Annotated in this window: 19 protein-coding genes; 12 read left to right on the top strand and 7 right to left on the bottom strand. The window is 69.7% G+C overall.

Annotation, left to right across the window (positions count from 1 at the left end; genetic code table 11):
• Window positions 1–96: 96 nt before the first annotated feature.
• The 10 genes from AC2CHE_RS01960 to AC2CHE_RS01915 all read left to right on the top strand — a co-directional run bounded on the left by AC2CHE_RS01960 (window position 97) and on the right by AC2CHE_RS01915 (window position 11,190).
• The gene (locus tag AC2CHE_RS01960; protein WP_210934135.1) at window positions 97–357 is read left to right on the top strand and encodes an acyl carrier protein; all 261 of its coding nucleotides are present in this window, start codon (window positions 97–99) and stop codon (window positions 355–357) included.
• A complete protein-coding gene (locus AC2CHE_RS01955; protein WP_484503137.1) occupies window positions 354–3,074 on the top strand; it encodes an aminotransferase class III-fold pyridoxal phosphate-dependent enzyme in 2,721 nt (906 codons plus the stop codon). Before AC2CHE_RS01960 ends, AC2CHE_RS01955 begins: the two co-directional genes overlap by 4 nt.
• 20 nt (window positions 3,075–3,094) lie before the next feature.
• The gene (locus AC2CHE_RS01950; protein ID WP_484503136.1) at window positions 3,095–3,670 is read left to right on the top strand and encodes a GNAT family N-acetyltransferase; all 576 of its coding nucleotides are present in this window, start codon (window positions 3,095–3,097) and stop codon (window positions 3,668–3,670) included.
• 497 nt (window positions 3,671–4,167) lie between these two features.
• The gene (locus AC2CHE_RS01945) at window positions 4,168–4,422 is read left to right on the top strand and encodes a phosphopantetheine-binding protein (RefSeq protein WP_484503135.1); all 255 of its coding nucleotides are present in this window, start codon (window positions 4,168–4,170) and stop codon (window positions 4,420–4,422) included.
• 10 nt (window positions 4,423–4,432) lie between these two features.
• Window positions 4,433–4,993 (top strand): 4'-phosphopantetheinyl transferase superfamily protein, encoded by a 561-nt coding sequence (locus AC2CHE_RS01940; protein ID WP_484503134.1) that lies wholly within the window; start codon window positions 4,433–4,435, stop codon window positions 4,991–4,993.
• 142 nt (window positions 4,994–5,135) lie between these two features.
• Window positions 5,136–6,833: a fatty acyl-AMP ligase gene (locus AC2CHE_RS01935; RefSeq protein ID WP_484503133.1), complete on the top strand. Its 1,698-nt coding sequence runs from the start codon at window positions 5,136–5,138 to the stop codon at window positions 6,831–6,833.
• Between the two features lie 118 nt (window positions 6,834–6,951).
• Window positions 6,952–7,215 carry an MbtH family protein gene (locus tag AC2CHE_RS01930; protein ID WP_484503132.1) on the top strand — a complete coding sequence of 88 codons (264 nt, stop codon included), beginning with the start codon at window positions 6,952–6,954 and terminating at the stop codon, window positions 7,213–7,215.
• Window positions 7,212–8,621, top strand: a complete 1,410-nt coding sequence (locus AC2CHE_RS01925) for a cation:proton antiporter domain-containing protein (protein ID WP_484503131.1) — start codon at window positions 7,212–7,214, stop codon at window positions 8,619–8,621. Before AC2CHE_RS01930 ends, AC2CHE_RS01925 begins: the two co-directional genes overlap by 4 nt.
• Window positions 8,622–8,685: 64 nt before the next feature.
• On the top strand, window positions 8,686–9,255 hold the full coding sequence (locus AC2CHE_RS01920) for a helix-turn-helix domain-containing protein (RefSeq protein WP_484503130.1): 570 nt from the start codon (window positions 8,686–8,688) through the stop codon (window positions 9,253–9,255).
• A gap of 144 nt (window positions 9,256–9,399) precedes the next feature.
• On the top strand, window positions 9,400–11,190 hold the full coding sequence (locus AC2CHE_RS01915; protein WP_484503129.1) for a non-ribosomal peptide synthetase: 1,791 nt from the start codon (window positions 9,400–9,402) through the stop codon (window positions 11,188–11,190).
• 60 nt (window positions 11,191–11,250) lie between these two features.
• Here AC2CHE_RS01915 and AC2CHE_RS01910 read toward each other — a convergent pair whose 3' ends face one another.
• The 4 genes from AC2CHE_RS01910 to AC2CHE_RS01895 all read right to left on the bottom strand — a co-directional run bounded on the left by AC2CHE_RS01910 (window position 11,251) and on the right by AC2CHE_RS01895 (window position 16,024).
• On the bottom strand, window positions 11,251–12,828 hold the full coding sequence (locus AC2CHE_RS01910) for a flavin-containing monooxygenase (RefSeq protein ID WP_484503128.1): 1,578 nt from the start codon (window positions 12,826–12,828) through the stop codon (window positions 11,251–11,253).
• Window positions 12,825–14,039, bottom strand: a complete 1,215-nt coding sequence (locus AC2CHE_RS01905) for a cytochrome P450 (protein ID WP_484503127.1) — start codon at window positions 14,037–14,039, stop codon at window positions 12,825–12,827. Before AC2CHE_RS01905 ends, AC2CHE_RS01910 begins: the two co-directional genes overlap by 4 nt.
• A 75-nt stretch (window positions 14,040–14,114) precedes the next feature.
• Window positions 14,115–14,786: a response regulator gene (locus AC2CHE_RS01900; RefSeq protein WP_484503163.1), complete on the bottom strand. Its 672-nt coding sequence runs from the start codon at window positions 14,784–14,786 to the stop codon at window positions 14,115–14,117.
• 5 nt (window positions 14,787–14,791) lie between these two features.
• Window positions 14,792–16,024 (bottom strand): sensor histidine kinase, encoded by a 1,233-nt coding sequence (locus AC2CHE_RS01895; RefSeq protein WP_484503126.1) that lies wholly within the window; start codon window positions 16,022–16,024, stop codon window positions 14,792–14,794.
• Window positions 16,025–16,177: 153 nt separating this feature from the next.
• Between AC2CHE_RS01895 and AC2CHE_RS01890 the strand changes: the two genes are divergently transcribed.
• Both AC2CHE_RS01890 and AC2CHE_RS01885 read left to right on the top strand, forming a co-directional pair.
• On the top strand, window positions 16,178–16,597 hold the full coding sequence (locus tag AC2CHE_RS01890) for a DUF6220 domain-containing protein (protein ID WP_484503125.1): 420 nt from the start codon (window positions 16,178–16,180) through the stop codon (window positions 16,595–16,597).
• On the top strand, window positions 16,594–18,558 hold the full coding sequence (locus AC2CHE_RS01885; protein WP_484503124.1) for a multicopper oxidase family protein: 1,965 nt from the start codon (window positions 16,594–16,596) through the stop codon (window positions 18,556–18,558). The genes AC2CHE_RS01890 and AC2CHE_RS01885 overlap by 4 nt, the downstream gene beginning before the upstream one ends.
• Window positions 18,559–18,566: 8 nt before the next feature.
• Here the strand turns inward: AC2CHE_RS01885 and AC2CHE_RS01880 are convergent, their stop codons facing one another.
• The 3 genes from AC2CHE_RS01880 to AC2CHE_RS01870 form a co-directional block, all read right to left on the bottom strand.
• On the bottom strand, window positions 18,567–19,100 hold the full coding sequence (locus tag AC2CHE_RS01880) for a winged helix-turn-helix transcriptional regulator (RefSeq protein WP_484503123.1): 534 nt from the start codon (window positions 19,098–19,100) through the stop codon (window positions 18,567–18,569).
• 20 nt (window positions 19,101–19,120) lie between these two features.
• A complete protein-coding gene (locus AC2CHE_RS01875; protein ID WP_484503122.1) occupies window positions 19,121–19,690 on the bottom strand; it encodes a flavin reductase family protein in 570 nt (189 codons plus the stop codon).
• A 91-nt stretch (window positions 19,691–19,781) separates the two neighbouring features.
• The gene (locus tag AC2CHE_RS01870) at window positions 19,782–21,038 is read right to left on the bottom strand and encodes a pyridoxal phosphate-dependent aminotransferase (protein ID WP_484503121.1); all 1,257 of its coding nucleotides are present in this window, start codon (window positions 21,036–21,038) and stop codon (window positions 19,782–19,784) included.
• Window positions 21,039–21,070: the final 32 nt, after the last annotated feature.

Raw genomic sequence — 21,070 nt, 5'->3', positions numbered from 1 at the left:
GACGGTCGGGAAGTCCCCGTCGCGGCGCGCTCGACCGACGTGGCGGCTGTCGAAGCGCCGGACGGGACGGCGCTTTGCGTGAGGAGGGGGAGCGCAGTGGATCGCGAAGTTCTGGATGTGGTTGACGAATTGTTCCGCCGTCGGTTGCAGGTGCCGGAGTTGGATCCGGACACGCCACTGGCGGATTACGGCCTGGACTCGGTGCGGTCGATCGATCTGATCGTGGAGATGGAGTCCCTCTTCGAGGTGCAGATGTCCGATGGACAGGCGGCGTCGATGCGCACGCTGCGTGACGTCGTGGACCAGGTCACCGCGTCGATGACCGTACGGGTCGGAAACGGGATCGGTCAGCCGTGAGCACCGACCTCGAATTCGGTCGCTACGCCCGCCCGGAACTGGGCCGCCTGTTCCAGGCACTCAACCTCGACGTGGCGTACCGCCGCGGGCACGGCGACCACCTCACGCCGGAATCGGCGGACGGTACCGAGACCGCCGACCAGGTCCTCGACCTGGTCGGCGGTGCGGGCTCCTCGCTGTTCGGGCACAACCATCCGGTGCTGGTCGCGGTGGCCCGAAGGTGCCTCGACGAGCAGCTTCCCTTCAACGCGCAGGCCAGCATCCGCCCGGGGGCGGCAGGGCTGGCCGCAAAGCTGTCGGCGCTCGTGCGGGCCACCACCGGCGTTGACTACGTCGTGACGCTCGGGTCCACCGGTGCGGAGGCGGTGGAGGCCGCGGTGAAGCACGCCGTGGTCGAACGACGCAGGCGGCTCGGCGCGCTGCACGAGGAGCTCGAACGGTCCCTGCGCCGGCTGCACCGCGACGGCATCGCCGACCTTCCGTGCGGCAGCGGGCCGGCGGCCGGACGCCGCTGCGGCGAGGTGGTCGGTGCGGCGGTCGAGAAGGTCACCGAACTGCTGCGGGCCGAGCCGGTCCTGGTCTCGCTGCGCGACGCGTTCCACGGCAAGACGACCGCCGCGGGCACCCTGACCCACGGCTCCAACGTGCCCGAGGACCTGCACGTGCCGGGACCCCGGCGGGTGCGGCTGTCCGACTGGACGCCCGAGGCGGTGGTGGCGGCGCTGGACGACCGGCTGGTCGAGGTCTGCACCGTCACCGTGGACGCGGACGGGGTGCCGCAGTCCCGGGCCCGCAACCTGTCTACGGTGGCGGCCTGTTTCGCCGAGCCGGTGCAGGGCGAGGCCGGGGTGCGGGAAGTTCCGACCGAGACCCTCGCCGCTCTGCGGAGGCTGGCCGACCGGCACGATGCCGCGCTGGTGTTCGATGAGATCCAGTGCGGCATGGGTCGTACCGGCACGTTTCTGGCGTCCGAGCCGTCCGGTGTGGTCGCCGACTACTATCTGTTGTCGAAGTCGCTCGGCGGTGGACTGGCCAAGATCTCGGCGATGATGGTCGCCACCGACCGATACGTCGCCGACTTCGGCCGACACCACACGTCCACCTTCGCCGAGGACGACTTCTCCGCGCTGATCGCCACGGCCGCGCTGGAGCTCTCCGAGAGTCACCGCGACCGGATCGCCGCGACCGGCGCGGAACTGCGGGACCGACTCGCCAAGGTGGCGGCGCGGTGGCCGGAGGCGGTCGTGGAGGTCCGCGGTCGGGGGCTGCTCATCGGCGTGGAGTTTCGTCTGCCGCAGCCCCAGTCGGCCCTGTTGCGCACCGTGTTCGACGCCGAGTCGCTCGGTTTCCTGATCGCGGGTCGGTTGTTGCACGCACATCGGGTCCGGGTCATGCCGACCCTGTCCGCGCCCACGACCGTACGCGTGCAGCCGTCCGCCCTGCTCCAACCCGAGGACATCGAGCGGGCCGTCGCGGCGTTCGACGACGTGGCCGGCCTGCTCGCCAAGGGTGACTACGCGACGTTGCTGTCGCACCTGGCCGTGCCACCGACGGGAGCCTGGCGACCGCGTCAGCATGTGCCGTCGCCTCCCCGTGCCCGCCGGAAGCGCCGCGACGACGACGTTCCGCACGTGGTGTTCCTCGCCAATCTCGACAACGCGTCCACGGTGCGCTCCCTGGCGCCCGAACTGGCGGAATGGTCGGACAGGCGGTGCGCGGCGGCCCTGGACCGGATGCGCGGCGAACTGGATCCGTTCGAGGTGGTCCGGCACCGGGTGACCTCAGCAGCCGGGCGCGTGGCCGATGTCAGCGTGGTGGCGGTGCCGTTCACCGCCGCCCAGGCGGTCGACGCGCTGCGCGCGGGGCATCGGCCCTGGTTGTCCCGGACGGTACTGGACGCGGTGGAACTGGGCGTCGCCCTCGGCGGCGACGTGGTCGGCCTGGGCGGCTACACCTCGATCGTCACCGGCGCCGGGCGGGAAGTGATCGAGCACGAGGTACGCGTCACCTCCGGCAACTCGCTCACCGCGGCCTGCGCGTACGACCTGCTCCAGCGCCATCTGAGCAGCAGCGGTTCCGGTACGCGTCGGGTCGGGCTGGTGGGCGGCATCGGCAACATCGGCGCCGTGATGGCCGACTTGGTCGCCCCGCACTGCGACTCGCTCGTCCTCGTCGGCCGACCCGGATCCGGGCGCAGGCTCGCCGCGGTCGCGAAACGGATGGCCCACCTGGTCGACGTCTCGGTCGCCGAGGACCTCGACGCGTTGCGTGACTGCCCGATCGTGGTGAGCGCCACGAACGCGGCCGACCCGGTCATCCTGCCGAGCCATCTGGCGGCCGACCGGGACGTCCTCGTCTGCGATCTCGCGGTGCCGGGCGACGCGCACCCGGCGGTGGCGGATCTGCCGAACGTCACCCTCGTGTCCGGTGGCCGGGTCCGGCTCCCCGACGGGCAGACACCGCACTTCCCGGGTGTCACGCTGCCGCCGGGCATCGTCTACTCGTGCCTGGCCGAGACCATTCTGCTCGGCCTGGAACCGGCCACGGCGAGCCCGTCCTACGGCGGACTCTCGGTCGACGGTGTGCTGTCGGCTCTGGAACTGGCCGGTCGACACGGCTTCCATCCCACCCGGATCACCGCGGCGGACGTCTCGACGGCGCCGTGGATGGTGCGGCATCCCACCGGACCGACAACCCAACCGGAGGTTGGCATATGAGCGTGGTGACCGTACGACGGATGACGCCCACTGAGATGGCCGAAGCGAGCCGGATAGTCGGCCTCGCGTTCGCCCTCAACCCGAGCAACCTGGCGATCGCCGGCGGCAACCGCGACAAGGCCGCCCGGATCATGGAACACGCTGCCCGTACCCTGAAGCTCGGCAACACGGCCAGCCACGTGCTCGTCGCCGAGCGGGAGGGCGAACTCGCCGGGGTGCTCAAGGCCGCGGAGTGGCCGCACTGCCAGATGACGGCACGCGAGAAGATCAAGTCGGTGCCGTCGCAGGTCCGCGCGATGGGCTTCGGACTGCCGCGTGCCTTGAAGGTGGTGGGTGGGCGTGCCAGGCACGAACCCCACAAACCCCACTGGCACATCGGACCGATCGCCGTCCACCCGCGCCAGCAGGGGTACGGGATCGGCTCGGCACTGCTCACGGCCTTTCTCGCTGACGTGGACACCCAGCAGGTGCCGGCGTTCCTCCAGGCGGATGTCGACCGCAACGTCGTGCTCTACGAGAGGTTCGGCTTCCGGGTGGTCAGCCAGGAGGCGATTCTCGGCATCAATACCTCTTTTATGTGGCGTGACGCCCGTTAGGCCGTGTCCGGAATTTGTCAACATATGTGGGCCGTCGGGAAGATGGATCTCCACCCTGGCGGTTCACCGGTGTGGTCCGGTCTATTCTTGATTGCCCCGTGTGTGGAAAGCGCACAACGGGGTGTGCAGAATTAACACATTGCAACATATTGAACAGATGATACCGTACGGTGGTGCTCCGCCGGTTTGGTGAAGGGGCGCAATCCGCGCGATGCCACGAGATCAGCGCGGTTGTTGCGGCACCGGGCGACGTCGTGGAGATGGCACCCGGTGGGCGCTTCCTGGACTGGGATTCGCCCATGATGTTACACCGGCGGGACGTGACGCAGTCACCCGAATGCGCCTCGCGCGCAGGGGGATGAATAAGGGGGGTGTGGTGTCCGCTGGTGAGGTTCCTGAGTGTCCGTCGAACCTGACGCTCAGCAATTCCAAAACGAATCCGAAGAGGATCGAGTGGCCGACGTCGGTGACCAGGTTCGTCGATGAGGTCGACAACAATGGCTGAACAGGTGGCAGCGACCCGGCAGCGCATTCGCGAGCTGCTGGTCGAGATGCACGGCCCGGACAGCTTCGTCCGGACCGTGTCGGACACGGTGTCGCTGCGTCAGCAGGGGCTGTCCTCCGCCGCGCTGGTCAGCCTGCTCGTGGCGATGGAGGACGCATTCGGCTTCGAGTGGGACGACGACATCCAACCGGAGGTGCTGCGCTCGATCAGCTCGTTGGCTGACCACGTCGCGGCGCTGCGCGTGTGAGGTGACTTCGGTGACCGCTGGGCTCGGAACCCTCGTCACATCGGGCACGTACCTCGAATGGTCGCCGGTGGCGCCGCCGTACGGTCCGGGCGAGCAGTTCCTGGCCGGCCGTCAGGCCGCGGCGGCGGCGCTGGCCGCGGCGGGTTCGGTCGTCCGGAGCGTGCCGCGCGCCGCCGGCGGCAGGCCGGCCTTTCCGCGTGGGTACCCCGGGTCCATCGCGCACACCGATCGGATGGCGGTCGCGGTGGTGGTCCCCGGCGCCGCCGGGGTGGGCGTCGATATCGAGGACGCGGCCGTCACCGAGCGCATGGTCGATTTTGTCCTGTACGAGCGGGAGCGGCGGACCCTGCTCGCGCCCGACGGCCGGTACCGCCCGGTCGAGCTGTTCTCGGCCAAGGAGGCCGCGTTCAAGGCGCTGGACTCCACGGCCGTCGGCGGCGGCCTGCTGTTCTGGCGAATCGAGCTGCTCCGGGCCGGCGATGGGCTGATCGCCTCCTTCGGCGGCCGGTCGGTACCGGTGTGGTCCCACTACGCGGACGGCCTCGCGTTCGCCCTGGCGGTGCGGTGGTGAGGCGTCTCGACGCCGGCGAACGTGGCGGTCGGCCGGGACGACGTGTCGGGCGGGGACGACGTGTCGGGCGGGGGAGCGCGATGTGCGGGATGTGGTTGAGGGCTGTCAGTAAGGCCGTCCCAGGTTGTGAGGAGCGGGGTTGATGAGTGAAATTGTGCCGAGTTATCCGACGGTGATCCATGCCCTGATGGCCCAGGCGGAGCGCGGCTCGGACGGGGCGGGCATGTCGGTGGTGCCCGAGCCGGGGCGGGTGGAGCCGCGCCGCTACGACACGGTGTTCGATGACGCGCTGCGTTGTGCCGCGGTTCTCGCCGAGTATGGCGTGCGTCGTGGCGACCGGGTGCTGTTCTGCCTACCGACGAGCTGGACGTTCGTGACGGCGTTCCTCGGCTGTCAGCTGCTCGGCGCTGCCCCTACGGCGATCGCCGTGCCGACGAGCTTCGGGCGGGCGGCCGGATTCGACGGCCAGGTGAAGGATCTGGTGGCCTACCTGCGGCCGGCAGCGGTCCTGGCCAGGGCCGCGGTGGTTCAGGCGTCCGAGGCGGTGACGGACACGGTGTTCATCGACGCGGACTTGCTTCAGGAGCGGGCCGCGTCCGCCGAGGCTTCGGTAGGACGGTTCCAGCTGCCATCCGAGAACGATCTCGCGTTCATCCAGTGCACGTCCGGTTCGACAGGCCGCCCCAAGGGCGTCATGATCTCGCACGGCAATCTGGCCGCGAACCTGGCACAGAGTGCCGCGGCGACGGGGTGGTCGACCGAGGACACCTCGGTGAGCTGGCTTCCGCTGTACCACGACATGGGCCTCATCTCGGGGATCATGATTCCCGTCTACACCGGGAGCAGCAGCGTCCTCCTGCCGCCGACGCAGTTCCTCCGCTCACCGGTCGAGTGGCTACGCAACATCAGTGCGCTGGGGGGAACCCTCGCGGCGGCGCCCAACTTCGCCTACGGCTACACCTCCGACCGGGTCCGCGACAGCGACCTCGAGGGCGTCGACCTGTCGTCCTGGCGGATGGCATTCTGCGGAGCGGAACCCATCCATCCCGGCACCATCCAGCGTTTCGTCGACCGCTTCCGGCAGTGGGGCCTGCGGCCGGACGTGTTCATGCCCTGCTACGGCATGGCAGAGGCGACCCTGACCATCACCATGCCGCCGCACAACGCGCCGGTCCGGGTCGACACCATCGACCGTACGGCCGCCTCCACCGACGGTCAGGTGATCGACGTTGACCCGGGGGAGGCGAGCGGGATGCAGGTCGTCGCCTGCGGTGCGCCCGTCGTGGGCAGCGAGGTCCGCATCGTCGACGGCGACGGAAAGCCGCTGGGCGACAACCAGATCGGCGACATCCAGTTCCGCAGCCCCTCGCGCACGATGGGGTACTTCGGCCTGCCGGCGGAGACCGCGGCGGCCATCGCCGAGCCGGACTGGTGGAAGACCGGCGACGTCGGCTATCTGCGAGACGGCGAGATCCGCATCACCGGGCGTTCCACGGATCTGATCATCATTCGCGGCGCCAACTACTTCCCGTCGGACTTCGAGCAGGCCGCCGAATCGGCGCCGGGTGTCCGCCTCGGCACGGTCGTCGCGGTCGGCCACCGACCCGAGGACGGCGACTCGGAGGAACTGCACCTCATCGTCGAGTCGTACGTGACCGCAGATCAGCAGGAAGAGCTACGCCAGGCGGTGCGGGCCGCGGTCAGCGCACGCAGCGGTGTGCCCGTGGCCCAGGTGCATCTCGTACCGAGACGCAGCCTTCCCAAGACCACCAGCGGGAAGCTGCAACGAGCGAAAGCGCGACAACTGTTCATCGAGAAGGCGGCACCCGCACCGGCCTGACAACCGGACACTCACCCACCTCGCCGGCCACCACCACACCAGCCACGAGGACCGGGCCTGCCACAACCCTTGCCCGTCGCCATCCGGAAGCCATTCGAGATCCTGAGGGGTTGTCCGCGTGTCCAATCCGTTCGACGACGACAGCCAAGAATTCCTGGCCCTACGCAACGACGAGGAGCAGTGCTCGCTGTGGCCGACAGGCATCACCGTGCCAGCCGGTTGGCAGGTGGTGTACGGCCCGGCGCCCCGACGGGAGGTCGTCGACCACATCGACCGGTCCTGGACCGACATGCGGCCGAAGAGCCTGCGGGACGCCGTGCTCGAGTACGGCGGTGCCGGCACTGGCCCGGACTCGGCCCCGTCGACCGGCTCGCGGGCGTGACGACCCTGTCCACCCGGACCCGGACCCTGCTCGGTGCGACCGTCGGCATGGTCGTGTTGGTGAGCACGGTGCCGCTGTGGGACACGGCATTGCCGCACGCAGGGGGCACGCTCACCCGGTTCCTGCTCGCGGTCGCGGTGGTCCTGGTGACCTGCCAGGCGTGCGCAGGGCTGGCCCGCCGGTTCGGCCAGCCCTCGGTGGTCGGCGAGATGGTGGGCGGTCTGGTGCTCGGTCCGTCCCTGCTCGGCGCGGTCTGGCCGGCGGCGACGGGGTTCCTGTTTCCCCCGGCGGTGACGGAAGGGCTGAACCAGGTCGCGCAACTGGGTCTGGTCATCTTCGTCTTCCTGCTGGGCTGTGAACTGCGTACCGACCGGATCGAGCGCAAGGGCGTGGTCGGGGCGGTGGTGGTCGCCGGCATGGGTCTGCCGTGGCTGGCCGGGATGGGCATCGTCGCCGCCGCCGACGGGCTGTTCGTCGGCTCGCAGGGCTCGCCGGTGGGCACGATGATGTTCGTCGGGTTGGCCATGGCGGTGACCGCGTTACCCGTGCTGGCGCGCATCCTCGACGACCTGAAACTGCGGCACACCAGCGTCGGCGTGCTGTCCGTGTCGGCAGCGGCCATCGGTGACGGTCTGCTCTGGCTGGTGCTGGCCTTCCTGCTGGCCGGGCAGAGCGCGGCCGGCGGGGGTCTGCGCGTCCTGCTGCTCGGGGCCGCGCTGGTTCTCGTGACCGTGCTCTGCGTCCGCCCGCTGCTGCTGGCGCTGGTCCGGCGGCTGGGCTCTGGCCAGTCGCTGACGGTGGTGCTGGTGGCCGGAGCGATCGGCTACTCGGTGCTCACCCAGTCCATCCAACTGCATCCGGTGGTCGGCGCCTTCCTGTTCGGCGTCGCCGTACCGCGCGACTCGCTGGTCGTGGAACGGATCTGTCAGCAGTTGGAGGGCTTCACCCTGCTCATCCTGTTGCCGCTGTTCTTCGCCGGTGTCGGCCTGACGACCTCGGTCGGGCTGCTCGGCACCGCGCCGATCACCTGGTTGGTGCTCGCCGGGGTGTTCGTGGCGGCCGTCGTGACCAAGATCGTCGGGGCGGGCGGGGTGGTGCGGTTGGCCGGTATGCCGAACGGCGAGGCGCTGCGATTCGGGATCCTGATGAACTGCCGAGGGGTCACCGAGCTGGTCGTGCTGAGCATCGGATATCAGGCCGGCCTCCTCAATCAGTTGGGATACAGCGTCCTCGTGCTCGTCGCCGTGCTCACCACGGCGGTGACCGGGCCGCTGGTGCGCTGGTCGCTGAGGCGCGACGGGAAGCTCGGATCACCGGCACCGCCCTCCGGGCCGGACCGAGGAGACCGCCCGCTGGTGACCGGCGCACCGGTTCAGCGCTGGGACGCAAAGCAGACGGAACTGTGAGGAGTCTCAATGGTGGCATTTCTTAATTCCCATCGGGACATGGTGGCTATGGGGGATGCAGGCGATGGTCGATGTCAAGAATCGGGTTAAGTTCGTTCGTTGGCCTGCGGAGAGCGACATCCGCGCGGAATGCCACGAACAGCAGCACCTCTGTCTGCTGATCGTGGAGCACGGCGCGGCGCCGCCGGACCAACTCAGCCTCTACGAGGACTGGGTGCGTCCACCCATCGGACGGGAAGATCTCCAGGTCCGGGTCCGTCAGTTGGCGGCCCGGGCCGTGCTCAACGAGAAGCCGGTGTTGGACCCGGCCGGAATGCTGTACTTCAACAGCACGTCCGTGACGCTCTCCCTGATGCAGTGCGAGATGCTGGCGCCGCTGCTGACCAGGTACGGCCAGCTGGTCTACCGGACCGAGCTGCGGGAGATCCTGGAAAGCTCCGGGGCCAGCTCGTCGAGCAACGCGTTGGACCTGCACGTCATGCGGCTGCGCCGGCGCTTGGAGATCGTCGGCCTCGCGATCCGCACGGTCTGGGGGCGCGGCTTCTTCGTCGAGCCCGGATCACGGGCGTCGACGCCTCGGGTGGACCCGCGGCGAGCCGTCACCGCGGTCTCGAAGAAGAACCGTTCGACGTGAGTCGGTGCGCACGCCATGAATTCGACCCCGCGGTCCGTCGGCGTTCAAGGAGATTGAAAGATCCGGGAAAGCGTACGGCGAAGGGCCGTGCGACCACCGCTATGTTCGGTACCACATCGGCAGGAAAGCTGCGTCGGAGGCGGAGTGGACACTGTTTCGGAGTTCTTTGAGGCGAGCGTGCTGCGGGCCGGTGATGCGCCGTCGGTCATCTTCGGCGAGACCGCCGTCGGGTACGCGGAACTGAACGCACGAGCGAATCGGATGGCCCGTCGGCTCATCGCGGCCGGTGTGGGCCCGGATTCGTTGGTCGCGGTCGCGGTGCCGCGCTCGGACGCCCTGATCACGGCGGTTCTCGCCGTGCTGAAGGCCGGCGGAGCGTACCTGCCGCTCGATCCGACCTACCCGGTCGAGCGGCTGACCCACATGGTCACCGACGCGCGTGCCATGCTGTCGATCCGGACCAGCAGCGTCGCGACGCTGAAGCTGGGTGTGCCGGAGATCGTGCTCGACGATCCCGCCTTCGTGGCGGAATGCGCGGGCGAGCGCGGGGACGACGTCACCGCGCAGGAGCGGCTGGCGCCGTTGACCGCCGACAACCTGATGTACGTCATCTACACCTCCGGCTCGACCGGCGTGCCCAAGGGGGTCGCGCTCACCCACGCCGGGGTGGCGGATCTGGTCGCCACGCAGATCCGGGTGTACGACATCCGCCCCGGCGACCGGGTGCTGCAGTGGGCCTCGTTCAGCTTCGACGCCTGGTTCTGGGACTTCACCATGGCCCTCATGCACGGCGCGACGCTGGTGATGGCCGAGCAGGACGACCTGATGCCGGGCGAGTCACTGCGCGACACGATGGTGAAGTACGCGGTGAACCACGCCACGTTGCCCCCGGTGGCGCTGAGCATCACCGACGGCACCGGGCTGTTGTCGGGCGGCACGCTCACCTCCACCGGAGACGTCTGTACCCGAGCCCTGGCGACGCAGTGGTCGCAGGGTCGGCGGCTGTTCAACGGCTACGGTCCGACGGAGGTGACCGTCGGTACGTCGATCGGTGGACCGGTCGAGGGCGTACAGCAGACGGTGAGCATCGGCTCGCCCTGGGACGGCAGCGCGGTGCACGTGCTCGACGAGCACCTGGGGGAGCTGCGGGACGGCGACGAGGGAGAGCTCTACCTGGCCGGCAGCGGCATGGCCCGGGGATATCTGCACCGTCCGGGCCTGACCGCGGCACGGTTCGTCGCCAACCCCTACGGCCCGCCGGGCAGTCGGATGTACCGGTCCGGAGACCGGGGCAGGCGTGCGGCCGACGGGCAGCTCTATTTCACCGGGCGTGTCGACGATCAGGTGAAGGTACGCGGCTTCCGGGTGGAACTGGGCGAGGTCGAGACACGCCTGGAGGGGCATCCGGCGGTGGAGTTGGCCGTGGCGGTGCTCGCCGGCACCGACGCCTCGTCGCAGCACATCGTCGCCTACGTCACGGCCTCGGGACAGCAGGCGATGGTGGCGACGCAGGTACGCGAGCACGCCCGGGCCGCACTGCCCGAGCACATGGTTCCGTCCGCCGTCGTCGTGCTCGACCGGATGCCCACCCTGCCGAACGGCAAGATCGACCGTAAGGCGTTGGCCGAGCGGGCGGCGACGGCTCCGACCGGGCAGCTCCCTGTCCCGTCGCGCGCCGACGGCGAGCCCGCCGTCGGCGGATCGGGTCCCGCGCCGTCTCTGGAGGATCGGCTGTGCGGCCTGGTGGCCGAGACGCTGGAGATCACCGAGGTGCGGCCGCAGGACAACTTCTTCGAGCTGGGCGGACACTCGGTACTCGCCGCCAAGCTGGCCAGCCGGATGCGCAAGGAGTTGGGCGTGACCGTGCCGATGCGTTCGGTGTTCGAGGCCGAGAGCCTGGCCGAGCTGGCCGAGCTGATGGCGCAGTCCAGGTAGCCAGGTTTCGGGTGCTGCCCGGCCGGTCGGTCGCGGGCAGCACCCGAGCTGTGGAGCAGGTCAGTAGACGCCGTCGCGTTTGACCAGGCCCACCGCGCCCAGCGCGCGGGTGACACCGGTGAGGGCGGTGGCGAGGATGATCTCCGCGGGATTGAAGGCGACCGGCAGCTCCAGAACCCGACGCTGTGCCGTCTCACGGTCGCTGTGCGGCCCGTGCAGGCGGAAGACGAGCGGCACCTGGGAACCGCACCACAGGTGGTAGGCCAGCCGCGGGTTGCGGAAGACCTCGGGACGCCACGGCGAACACCCGATCACCCTGGCGAAATCGATCATGTACCGGTTGTAGTGCACCAGCGTGCGCAGTTCGGGGTTGCCGGTGAAGAACTCGTCCTCGTATGTTGCCTGCCGCTTGATCAGCTGATTGAGCTGCTCCGGCGGCGGCAGCATCCGCTTGCCGCTGCACAGCAGCGCGAAGTAGCGGGCCTGCATCTCCGAGCATGCCGGGACACCGCCGGCGGCGGGCCGCGCCCATCCGATGAACACCACGCCGGTACCGAGCTCGGGATGGATCATGTGCTTGTACATCTGGCGTACGTCGGTGATGTGCACGTCCTTGAGGAGGGTGAAGTCCTCGGTGTACCCGGTGTTCAGCATGATCGTGTCGATCTGCTCCCGCCGGCCGTCCTTGAACACGACGTGGTCCGCACCGAGCCGCTCGATGCCGGAGGCGTTGACCGTCAGCGTGCCATCGACGATCCGATGGATGAACGCATCGTTCTTGGTCAGGAAGTGGTTGAAGAAGCTCTTGTTGTTCGAGTTCCATGCCGCAATCGCCCGGTTTGCGGCGGTCTTGCCGAACCGCTTGCCCAACCGCATGCCGATGCGGTGGACAGCCGTGGCAGCCGACAGCGGTAGCGCGTTCAGCATCTCGGAGGTGTAGGCGTCGTTCGGGTGCGGCCGGTCACCCGGAAACCGTGCGACGACGGACTGCCAACGGCGTATCGACAGGGTGCAACTCACCGCCACCTGGGCGATCTCGTTGACGACGTCGGCTGCGGTCTCGCCGATGCCCACGCAGAGGACCCGCTTCCCGCGGAACGGTTCGGCGTTGCGGTAGAAGGCCGAATGGGTGACCACGCCCGCGAAGTCCTCCTGCCCCGGCAGGCCGACCTTGTTGGGGACCCGGTGGGTGCCGCTGGACACGACCACGGCGTCGAACTGGTGACTGATCCGGGCGGCCGGATCGTCCACGGGCGCGGTCTCGACCACATAGCCGTCGCCGCTGTCGTTCCTCGCGACGCTCAGCACATCGGTACGAGGGCGGATGAGGGTACGCAGGCCGAAGGCGTCGGCGAAGTCGTGGAGGTACTGCCGGTATTCGATCGCCGTCCAGAACCGTCGCTCCTGTTTCTCCGGCGGCGGGAAGCAGGAGAACGCCATCATGTAGTTGGAGATGGTCAGCAGCGTCGAGTCGTAGGCACCCGGCTCGTCGGTGCCCGCCCCGGCGCGGAACACACCGCCCAGCTCGGCGTTGTGATCGAAGCAGGTCACAGTGTGGCCCTCGTCGAGCAGTTCCTTCATCGCGATCAGACCCGACGGGCCCGCGCCGATGACACAAACGGCTTTCTTCACGGTCACCTCGACATCTCGAAACGGACGGGCAGGGTGTCGTAGCCGGACACGAAGTTCGAGTAGATGGGGCGGGGCCTGCCGCACAGCTCCATCCGGGTCACCAGGTTGGTAAGGGCGGTCAGCAGCGCCCGCAGCTCCGCCCGGCCGAGGAACGCGCCAAGGCAGTAGTGTGGGCCGTGGCCGAACGAAAGATGCTTGTTGGGTGACCTGGACAGGGTGAACCGTCGCGGCTGGTGGAACACCGACTCGTCGTTGTTCGCCGAGATGTTCCACAGCGTGACGATGTCGCCGGCACCGACCCGGTGCCCATGGATCGTGAGATCGGTGCGCGCGGTACGCGCCACGTGCATTCCCGGGGTCGCCCAGCGGAGCACCTCCTCCACCGCCGAGTCGACGTCGACCACGCCGGTCCGCAGGGCGTCCCACTGGTCCGGGTTCTCGATCAGGGCCAGCACGGCGCAGATCGCCGAGATCCGGGACGTCTCGTCGCCGCCGAGGATCAGGCTGTAGCAGTTGACCGCGATCTCCTCGACGGTGAGCGCGACCCCGTCCACCTCGGCGCTCGCCAACATGCTGATCACGTCGTCACCCGGTTTGCTCCGCCGCTCCTCAGCCAGCTCGACGAAGTAGAGCAGGATCTCGTTGCGGGCACTGAGCGCGTCGAGGTCGCTGCTGTCGGCCCGGTCCGACGACAGGGCCATCTTGTTCCACCGCAGCAGGTCCCTGCGATCGGCGTGCGGTACCGACAGCAGATCACAAATGGTGTTCATCGGGATCTGCTCGGCCACCTCGGCGGCGAAGTCGAAACAGCCCGCGCCCACGACCGCCGACACGAGTTCGGTGGAGCGGAGCTCAACGTTGGTCACCACCTCGGCGAGCGCCCGTGGCGTGAAGGCGCTGAACATCAGATTGCGCAGTTTCCGGTGCGACGGTCCGTCGGTGACCGCGAGCATGCTTCCGCCGGCGGAGTCGTCTCCCCGCAGCACGACATCCAGGACGTTGCCGCGTTCGGAACTGAGCGCCGCGTCGTGGTAGAGCGCCTGGACATCGGCGTACCGGGAAACAACCCAGAACCCCGGACTGCTGTCGGTGGCCGCATGCCAGTAGACCGGGCGCTCCGCCCGCACGTCCCGCCAGAACCCATGCACGTCGTTGTCGACGAAGGTGGCTGGATCGACCAGGTCCAGGGACCGGACGCCGAGGGCGGGCTCACTCATGGCCCGATGGTGGCAGCCCGATGACACTCCCGAGTGGACTCTTGCCTGTTCCTTTCCGCGCGGTGCGGGACTGGATCAGTGCTGCTCGGTGTACTGGCCCAGACCGGTCTGGTAAGCGATCGCCACCAGTTGCGCGCGGTCGCGGGCACCCAGCTTGCCCATGATGCGGCCGACGTGGGTGCGCGCGGTGGCCGGGCTGAGGAACAGGGCGGCCCCGATCTCGTCGTTGCTCAGCCCCTGCGCCACCAGGGCGAGCACCTCACGCTCGCGTTCGGTGAGCACGGCGAGCCGGTCCTCGCCGGCCTGCGCCGCCTTGCGCTGCGCGGTGAACTGGCTGATGAGCCGGCGGGTGACCCGTGGAGCGAGCAACGCGTCTCCGGCGGCGATGACCCGGATGGCGTGCAGCAGCTCGGCAGGGCCGGCATCCTTGAGCAGGAAGCCACTCGCACCCGCCTGGAGGGCCTCGAATACGTTCTCGTCGGTGTCGTAGGTGGTCAGGATGAGGATGCGGACCTGGTCCATGCCGGGCATCTCGACGATCTGCGCCGCGGCGCGGATCCCGTCGAGTCGCGGCATGCGGATGTCCATCAGGACGACGTCGGGTCGGGTGGCGCGAGCCAGTTCGACGGCCTCGGCGCCGTTGGTGGCCTCGCCCACCACGGTGATGTCGTCCTCCAGGTCGAGCAGCAGCCGGAAACCGGAGCGGACCAGCCGTTCGTCGTCGGCGAGCAGCACCTTGATGGGCACGGCGGTCACGGGAGGGACGCAACCGGCGCGAGCGGCAGGCGGGCGACGACCTCGAAGCCGCCACCGGGACATGCCGTGGCGTGCAGCTCCCCGCCGAGCAGTTGACAGCGCTCCCGCATGCCCACGATCCCACGGCCGCTCGACGGTTGACCCGCACCCACCGCGACAGGCACCGGGTCACGGGCACCCTCGTCGACCACCCGGATCAGCAGCGCGTCGGAGACGGTCTCGATCGTCACGCTCACCCGGGTCGGCCCGACGTGACGGATCACGTTGGTGATCGATTCCTGGACGATGCGGTAGGCCGCGCTGTCCACCGCGCTCGGCAGCGGCGTCGCGGTCGGACTCTGTTCGATGGTGACCTCCAGGCCGGCCTCGCGCGCCTTGCCGGCGAGCGCGTCGACCTGGTCGAGACCGGGGTGCGGTTCGCGCCCGTCGTCCTCGCGTAGGACGCCGAGCACGGCGCGCATCTCGTGCAGGGCCCGCGAACTGGTCTGCTCGATGGCCCGCAGCGCGTCGCGCGCCTGAGCCGGACGCTTGTCGAGCACGTGCGCCGTGACGCTGGCCTGCACGTTGATGATGGCGATGGCGTGTGCGACGGTGTCGTGGACCTCGCGGGCGATCCGCAACCGTTCGGCGTCGACCCGGGCTCGGGTCTCCTCCTCGCGGGATCGCTCGGACAATTCGGCCCGGCGTTGGGCGTCGGCGGCGATGACCCTGCGGGACCGGACGGACTCGCCGAGCGTGATGCTGATGATCGACGCCCCGATTCGGAAGAGCACCCAGCCCAGGGCCTCACTCGGCTGGACGTCCGCACCTGCGACCAGCCAACCGACGGCCAGCACCGCGGTGCCCGTGCCCGCGATCAGCAGCGACCGACGCCCGTCGCCGTAGGCGGCGAGGGTGTAGAGGGCGACGAACAGACCGAGACAGGACATCCGGTCAGGGAACCCGAGACCGAAGTAGACCAGGCTGGTCGCGCCGGTGAGCGCGAACACGGCGACCGGCCAGCGGCGCCGGGCGACGACGGCCACGCCACTCAACACCACCAGGCCGTAGCCGGCATACCCGAAGTCCGAGGCGGGGCGGGCGATCGGCTCGGGAAGGACGGCACCGTGCTCGCTGACACTCTGGACCTGAACCGCCGTGATGAACAGTGCCAACAGGACGTCCGCGAACCAGGCAGGTCGACGGTCGAGCCAGGCCCGCAGTCGTTCCGGCATCACCCGCAGGTTCATGCCGCGATCCTACGGCACCTCTCGCACTCTCCGGTGCGTGGCCGACTACGCCCCGCGACGTATCCGGACCGACTCCGGCTACGCGAATTCGCGTAGCCGGAGTCACGCCTCGGATCATGCGCGACGGGCGGTCCCGGCACCAGGATCGGCACCATGAAGAAGCTCTTCGCGGGCCTGGCGTCGCTGTTGCTGCTCGCCGAGGTCGCACAGTTCTATCTCGCCGCCAGCGGAGCGTTCGACTCCGCGCCGACCGAGGAGGCGTTCTCCCCCCATCGCTTCCTCGGCTACCTGATCCTCTTCTCCGCTGTGGTGCTCGCGGTTGTCTCCGCGCTGGCCCGGATGCCCGGCCGAGTCATCGGCAGGACGGCCCTGGTGGCCGGGCTGGTGCTCATCCAGTCGCTGATCCGGGAGGTCGCCCGGTCTTTCGGTGAGGGCTCCGAGGCGGGTCACCTCATCTTCGGCGTACACGCCGTCAACGGACTGATCATCGTCGGGGTCACCATCTGGGTGGTGCGTGAGGCTCGCCAGATTGCCTGGCAGCGCACCGAACTCAGCCACGCGACCCGGTCATGACCACGGCGGCGCTGACCGTCCTCGATCATGTCTGGGCGCTGCTCGGCGCCGCCGCGTGGCTCGCCGCCGGAGTGACCGTCATACGGGGTCGCGCCAGAGCCGCCCTGGTGCTGCTCGGCGCGGCACTGGTGCTCACCCTGGCCAAGGCCGTGTCGGTAGCGGTGCTGGCCGGACGGGGCTGGTGGTTCGTCCAGGAGAAGGTCCTGCTGGGGCTGCCGCTGCTCGGGGCGGCCACGCTGGCCGCCGCGGTGACCGCCGGACCGATGCTGCTGGCTCGGGTCACCGGAGCACCCCGGCGCGCAGCCGGCGAGAAGGTAGCTGTCGTCGCGCTGTTCGCCGCCGGGTACGCCGCGTTGGCCGGCTTCGTGGTCACCTACCTCGTGGGGTATCCGCTGACCCTGCCGACCGCGTTGATCACGGTCGGCCTGGTGATGGCGGCCGTCCTGCTGACCGCACGGTCGCTTCCGGTACCCGGCGCGGACGTCGCGGTGCAGGCGGTCCCGGATGCGGGGATGGGCCTGTCCCGCCGTGGCTTCCTCGGCGTCGCCGGCGGCGTGGCAGCTGTCGGCGCGACCGGCACCGGCGCGGGCCTGGCGGCGCTTTCCTCCGGGGCGGCACACACGGTTGGCGGTGGTCCCGGCCCGAGCCGGGGTTCGCTGGTGTCGGTTGCCGACCTGCGTGGGCCGGACACTCCCGCCCCGGGCGGCGTTCGACGCGCGTACGGGGTGACCGCCCGCAAGGCCGCCGTGCGTCTGCCGTCCGGGAAGGACACCGATGCCTGGACCTTCGACGGCGCGGTGCCCGGTCCGCAGCTCAGCGTGGCCCAGGGCGACCTCCTCGAGGTGAGGCTGGTCAACCAGGACATCGACGAGGGCGTGACCCTGCACTGGCACGGCTACGACGTGCCGTGCGGGGAGGACGGGGTGCCGGGCCTCAGCCAACCGGCGGTGGCGCCCGGTGCCGCCTTCGTCTACCGGTTCCGTGCCGACCAGGTCGGGACGTACTGGTATCACACCCACTACGCGTCCCACATCGGCGTGCGGCGCGGCCTCTACGGCGTGCTCGTCGTGACCCCTCGCACGGATCCGGACCCCGCGGATCTCGACCTGGTCGTTCCCGTGCACACGTTCAGCGACGGCGCGGCGGTCGCGGGCGTCGAGCACGTCGCGGCTGCGGGTGCGAAGATCCGGCTGCGTCTGATCAACACCGACTCCGACCCGCGTCGCTTCGCGCTGGCCGGCACCCCGTTCCGGCTGGTCGCGGTCGACGGCCGGGACCTGCACGAGCCGGGTGAGACGAGCCGGACGGCGGTACGGGTCGCCGCAGGTGGGCGCCGGGATCTGGTGTTCGCCATGCCGGACACCGCCGTCGCGCTGTTCGTCGACGGTGTGGCGACGGTGTGGCTACGGCCGCACCCGGGCGCGCCGGACGGTGCGGCTGCCGGGCAGGACACCGCCGCGTGGCCGGAACTGGACCTGCTCACCTACGGGGCCTCGACCCCCGTGCCTCTGCGCACCGCGACCGCGGACCGGCATTTCACCCTCGTACTCGACCGGGGGCTGGCCATGGTCGACGGACGACCCGCCTTCGCGCACATCGTCAACGGGCGTGGTCACCCGTCGATCCCCGACCAGCTCGTAGCCGAGGGCGACATCGTCCGGTTCACCGTGGTCAACCGGAGTCTGGAGACCCATCCCTGGCACCTGCACGGCCATCCGGTGCTGATCCTGTCCCGCGATGGCCAGCCGTCCTCGGGCAGCCCGCTGTGGATGGACACGTTCGACGTCCGCCCCGGCGAGGTGTGGGAGGTGGCGTTCCAGGCGAACAACCGGGGCATCTGGATGAACCACTGCCACAACCTGCCGCACGCCGACCAGGGCATGATGCTCCGCCTGCGGTACGACGGCGTCAGCACACCCTTTCACGGCGCGCACGCGGCGGGGCACCGCCACCCTTCCTGACGACGACCTCAGGTGGTCAGCATGATCTTCGGGTACCGCGCCGTGACCATCGCGCTCGCCTTCGGGCCACGGGCGAACACCACGTTCTCGTTGTCGATCCGCCGACCCGTGCGCCGGTCCACCACGACCGGTTCCACCTCCGCACCGGTCTCCGTGTCGACCAGGATGACGCTGCGGTCCTGGGGGGCGAGCCGATGGTTGCCCCACGCCGCGACGACCAGCAGCAGCGGACGAAGCGTCCGGCCGAAGGGGGTCAGCCGGTACTCTCGGCCGTCCGGATCCGGAGCATCGGCCACCTGCTCGATCAAGCCCTTGGTCCGCAGGTCAGCGAGGCGTTCCAGAAGCAGCTCGGTGGGTGTCCCGAGGTTGTGGCGGATGGCCCCGAGCCGGGTGTTGCCGTCGAACAGTTCGTGCAGGATCTCCAACGTCCACCAGGGGCCCACGACCTCCACGGTGCGTCCCAGGGGGCAGTCGGGGATCCGGGCCCTCGGGCCGGTCGGGCGGGGTGCGCCGGGCGGGGCGCCGGGGTGGACAGTGCTCATCTCGACTCCAGAGGACTCGTTCACGGCCGACCGTCGGGGTCGGGCCTGCCGCGTTCGGAGGCGGGGGTGACGGCAAGCGACCAGTACCGCCGCATGCCGTACAGCAGCGGGCTGACCGGGGCGACCGCGTGGCTGCGTACCCGCAGCACCGTCCCGAAGACCACGACGTGGTCCCCGACGGGCAGGGCGTTGCTGACCCGGCAGTCCGCGGTCGTGTGGGCGTCTTCGATCAGGTGTGGCATCCCGGACTCCGGATCCGGCACCCACGAGACTTTCTCGAACCGGTCCGGAGCGCCGGAGGCGAACAGCTGCGCCACCGGCTCGGCGTGGTCGCGCAGCAGGTTGACCGCGAAGGTGGACACGTCGAGCAGTGCGGCCAGCGTCGGGCTCGCGGCGCGTAGGCACACCAGCAGGGTCGGCGGCTGGAGCGCGACGCTGCACACCGACGAACAGGTCATACCCCAAGGCGCACCGTCCGTCGCCGTCGTCGTCACGACGGCGACCCCGGCGGGGTGTGCGGCCATGAGGGAACGGAACTGCGCCGGGTCGACCAGTGGCGGTGCGACGGTGCCTGTCACGGGCTCCGGCATGGTGTGCCCACCTCCTCGCTCGAACGCACAAAGAGCCTTGCGGACTGCCGTACCTGCCGGCCCGGCGCTGGGCCGACGGCAAGGTGCCGGCTCATTCGGCGGAGTGGTGACCCTCGCCGCCGCACTCGTCGACGAACTCCAGGATCTTGCGGACACCGGTCTCCAGCCAGCCGGGATCCACGCAGAACGCCACCCGGACCAGGTGTCGTGCCCAGGGCGCGTAGTCGTGGCTACGGATGTGACCCCGGTCGTCGAGCTGGGGACGCATGGCGAACCCGTTGCCGGCGACCACGGCGACGCCCTTGCGCTCCAGCAGCCGCAGGGCGAACGTCTCGGCGTCCAGTCCGGTCCGGGCCACGTCCAGCATCGCGTACCAGCCGCCGGCCGGCAGTTCGCTGAGCAGCCCGGCCCTGACCAGCGGCGGCAGGGCCACGTCCCGGTTGCGCTGCACCAGTTTGCGGTTGGTGGCGGCGGCGTCGGACCGGCTGGCCAGCGCGGCCACTCCGGCGTGCTGCACCGGGGTGTTGGTGCCGATGATGTTCGCCTCCTGGACCACCCGCATGACGTCGGCCGCACGATCGTTGGCCAACGCGACGTACCCCAGCCGGTAGCCGGTCATAGCGAAGCTCTTGGAGAAGCTGAAGACGCTGTGCACGATGCGCTCCTCGACCGGGACGTCGCGTTCCAGCGAGGCGACGGACAGGTGCTCGCGCTCGTAGCAGAAGTGCTCGTACGCCTCGTCGCTGACCACGTGCCAACCCCGCGTGCGGGCCAGCTCGAGCAGGGCGCTGATCTCTCCGGGGTCCAGCACCACACCGGTGGGGTTGGCGGGTGAGTTGATCAGCAATACCTTGGTCCGTGGGCCGGCGGCGGCCGCGACCCGCTCGACCTCGGGTCGGAAACCCGGCCCCAGCGAGTAGAGCACCGGCCGGAGTCCGGCGAGCAGGCTCTGCTGCAGGTGGACCGGCCAGTGCAGCTCCGGCAGCAGGATCTCGGCTCCCGGCTCGGTGAGGGTCTGGAAGAGGGCGGCGAGCCCCTCGCACGAGCCCGGTGTGACGAGTACCCGGTCGACCACGGTGTCCACACCGTTGTCCGTGCGCAGCTTCTCGACCGCCGCCTCGCGCAGCTCGGGCAGCCCGTCGGGGCCGGTGTACTTGGTGTCGCCGCGCCGCACCGCGTCGACGAAGGCGTCGGCGACGTTGCCCGCGGGATGGAAGTACGGGTCGCCGACGTGCAGCTTGACCACCTCGGCACCGGTTCGCCGCTCGGTTTCCTGCGCGGCGCGGAAGATGGTGTGCAGACACGAGGAGGGGATGAAGCTGGCAGCGGACGAGATCTCGGGGCTCACGCTCTGACCACCTCTGTTCGGTGAAGGGTTGG

This window comes from Micromonospora sp. ATLC16, from assembly GCF_057196645.1.
The sequence above is the reverse complement of the archived record's forward strand: the minus strand, read 5'-3'. Positions and strand labels throughout refer to the sequence as shown.

Bases quoted from the DNA above. Each gene is read 5' to 3' on its own strand.
- AC2CHE_RS01875 (WP_484503122.1), bottom strand. From the start codon at position 19,690: ATGCCGGAGCCCGTGACAGGCACCGTCGCACCGCCACTGGTCGACCCG.
- AC2CHE_RS01885 (WP_484503124.1), top strand. From the start codon at position 16,594: ATGACCACGGCGGCGCTGACCGTCCTCGATCATGTCTGGGCGCTGCTC.
- AC2CHE_RS01895 (WP_484503126.1), bottom strand. From the start codon at position 16,024: ATGAACCTGCGGGTGATGCCGGAACGACTGCGGGCCTGGCTCGACCGT.
- AC2CHE_RS01890 (WP_484503125.1), top strand. From the start codon at position 16,178: ATGAAGAAGCTCTTCGCGGGCCTGGCGTCGCTGTTGCTGCTCGCCGAG.
- AC2CHE_RS01905 (WP_484503127.1), bottom strand. From the start codon at position 14,039: ATGAGTGAGCCCGCCCTCGGCGTCCGGTCCCTGGACCTGGTCGATCCA.
- AC2CHE_RS01935 (WP_484503133.1), top strand. From the start codon at position 5,136: ATGAGTGAAATTGTGCCGAGTTATCCGACGGTGATCCATGCCCTGATG.
- AC2CHE_RS01880 (WP_484503123.1), bottom strand. From the start codon at position 19,100: ATGAGCACTGTCCACCCCGGCGCCCCGCCCGGCGCACCCCGCCCGACC.
- AC2CHE_RS01950 (WP_484503136.1), top strand. From the start codon at position 3,095: ATGACGCCCACTGAGATGGCCGAAGCGAGCCGGATAGTCGGCCTCGCG.
- AC2CHE_RS01920 (WP_484503130.1), top strand. From the start codon at position 8,686: ATGGTCGATGTCAAGAATCGGGTTAAGTTCGTTCGTTGGCCTGCGGAG.
- AC2CHE_RS01945 (WP_484503135.1), top strand. From the start codon at position 4,168: ATGGCTGAACAGGTGGCAGCGACCCGGCAGCGCATTCGCGAGCTGCTG.